The organism is Olivibacter sp. XZL3 (genome assembly GCF_004368405.1).
GTDB lineage: Bacteria > Bacteroidota > Bacteroidia > Sphingobacteriales > Sphingobacteriaceae > Olivibacter.
This window is the reverse complement of record NZ_SBJH01000101.1, coordinates 1-2,561: the sequence shown is the minus strand read 5'-3', so window position 1 is coordinate 2,561 and position 2,561 is coordinate 1. Positions and strand designations below refer to the sequence as shown.

The following is a 2,561-nucleotide window of genomic DNA, read 5'->3' as shown; positions in this document are numbered from 1 at the left end:
TGTAAGCGGTAATTACTACTGCACAGAAAATGGGAAATAAGAATACACCAAAATTGGCAACAAGAGTGCACACTAAAAACGGCAGGATTTTATACCCTGCCGAATAAATACGAACTTCATTGATTAACGACAATCGATGAAGTATGAACGCATTCTTAAGCAAATTTATGATGTATTATGAAATTAAACGAATGTACCTGCAAGGTCGTTCGGTTTCCAAGATCAGCAAGGACGTTGGCTGCAACCGCCGAACCGTCAAAAAGTACCTTTCGATGGACGATGGCGAGTTTGAGTCATTTCTGCAGACCCAATCGGTCCGACAAAAAGTCCTGCTGGCGTACGAGGACTTTGTGCACAAACGGCTCGTCCAGTTCCGCGACACATCTGCCGCACAGATGCACGACTGGCTAAAAGAGGCCCATGAGGATTTCCCCAGAGTCGATCCCAAAACGATTTTCAATTTTGTAAAGTGGGTCCGTCACCGGCACAACCTTCCCTATGAACCGGCCGGCCGTGATTATCAACCGGTCGAGGAAACTCCGTATGGGCTGCAGGCACAGGTGGACTTTGGTGAGTATAAACTTCGGAGCGGGAACGGGAAGCAGACGAAAGTCTATTTTTTCACCCTTGTACTTTCCCGTTCCCGTTTCAAGTATGTGTGGTTCTCGGACCGGCCGTTCACCACAGATCTGGCCATCCAAGGTCACGAAAAAGCCTTCGGCTATATCGGTGGCATGCCCCATGAGATCGTTTACGACCAGGACAAAGTGTTCATCAGCAATGAGAACAGCGGTGATATCATCCTTACGGAACGGTTCAGAAATTATGTCGGGGAACAGGGCTTCAAGCTTCATTTCTGCAGGAAATCCGATCCGGAAAGCAAAGGGAAAGTGGAGAATGTGGTCGGCTATGTAAAACGCAACTTTCTGTACAACCGTACTTTTTATGATCTTGAAGCATTGAACCAGCAGGCCGTCAAGTGGCTGGAACGGACCGCAAATAAACTGGAACACGGCTTCACAAAAAAAGCGCCGCAGGATGAACTTGCCATAGAGCGGCCCTTTTTGGCACCTTTTGATCCGTTACCGCCGGCTACGCCGCCATTGCGGTACCATTCGGTAAGAAAGGACAACACGATTTCCTGGAAGAGCAATCTGTATTCCCTTCCCTTGGGCACTTACAAAGGTAGAGGGACCCAAGTGGCTGTCAGGAATGAAGAGAACCACCTGGTGATAACCGATACCGGGAACAGGGAACTCTGCAGGCACATCGTGTTTTTGGGGACGGGCAAAAAAATCATCAACAGTAACCATAAACGTGACAGACATATCGGTCTGGATGGTTTCATCGAAGAACTTTGCCGGTCCAGCGGGTCTTCTGAAAATCTGCTCAGGTTTGTCTCACTGATCCGGGATGATAAACCGCGCTATCTGCGGGACCAGCTTATCATATTGAAGCAGACGGTAGACGATGTAGAGGAAAAAGCCGTCGCGCGGGCACTGGCGTTCTGTATCGATCAGGGAATCAGCAGCGCCAACGATCTGCGGATACTCGCCATGAAATACCATAATGCCGGTATTCTGCCCGAAGAAATCATGCTTCCATCACTGAACCCGTTGAGCGGCTCTCTTCCGCATCAGGCATTACTGCAACCGCAGGTCAGTTCCATTGACGATTACCAATACATTCTCACACATTCAAACGCATCAAAAAAATGAACCAGAAACAACAGATCGATCTTTATTGCCGCCGCTACAAAATAATGGGTATGGCAGCTCAAATAGATGAAACTGCAAAAGAAGCCCAGGAGCAGCAATTGAGCTATATGACGTTTCTCCTCCAGCTCTTTGAAAAAGAGGGGCTGCACAGAGATATCCAGGCCAAGGAACGGCAGTTAAAGATTGCCAGATTGCCCAAAAGGTCAAACCTGGACGAATATGAAGACAGGCCGGACAACGATCTCAGCAGACAACGGATCAACACCCTAAGGGAGCTCGGATGGCTGGATCAACTTTACAACGTTATACTGATGGGACCCAGTGGTGTAGGCAAAACTTTTTTAGCCGCAGGCCTCTGTGCCGATGCAATCGAAAAAGGCTACAGAGCGTATTTCAGAACGATGGAGGATATTGTAAATATGCTGAAGATGAAAGACTTTGCAAGGTCCTCAATGGCCGAATATAAACGTCTGGCCAAAGCGAACCTCATCGTCATTGATGACATTATGCTTTTCCCTGTTGAGAAAAACCATGCGGTGAACCTCTTTAACTTCATAAACCAAACGTACGAGAACACGTCCTTTATCATTACTACCAATAAAATGCCAGCTGAATGGGCCAAAATGCTGGATGATGAAGTGTTGGCGACCGCGCTGTTGGACCGGTTGCTCTTCAGGTGCGAAGTGGTCAGCTTATCCGGAAAAAGTTATAGAATGGAAAACAGAAAAACTATTTTTGGAACTTAGGACAGGAAAATTATCTTTGTAGTGCTGTGCACTCTTGTTGCCAAAAACGGTGCAGTCTTAATTGCCAAAAACTGTGCATTGTTATTTCCCGATTACA

At 47.2% G+C, this 2,561-nt stretch carries 2 protein-coding genes; both read left to right on the top strand.

Going from position 1 to position 2,561, the window contains the following annotated elements; all coding sequences use genetic code 11:
* The first annotated feature begins 143 nt into the window (after positions 1 to 143).
* Positions 144 to 1,718, top strand: coding sequence for an IS21 family transposase (gene istA / locus EPX21_RS19255; RefSeq protein ID WP_134091299.1), 1,575 nt, complete (start codon positions 144 to 146; stop codon positions 1,716 to 1,718).
* Positions 1,715 to 2,464, top strand: a complete 750-nt coding sequence (gene istB, locus EPX21_RS19250) for an IS21-like element helper ATPase IstB (RefSeq protein ID WP_134091298.1) — start codon at positions 1,715 to 1,717, stop codon at positions 2,462 to 2,464. The genes istA and istB overlap by 4 nt, the downstream gene beginning before the upstream one ends.
* The last annotated feature ends 97 nt before the right edge of the window (positions 2,465 to 2,561 follow it).

Coding starts and splice junctions, on each gene's coding strand:
- istB (WP_134091298.1), top strand. CDS start 1,715: ATGAACCAGAAACAACAGATCGATCTTTATTGCCGCCGCTACAAAATA.
- istA (WP_134091299.1), top strand. CDS start 144: ATGAACGCATTCTTAAGCAAATTTATGATGTATTATGAAATTAAACGA.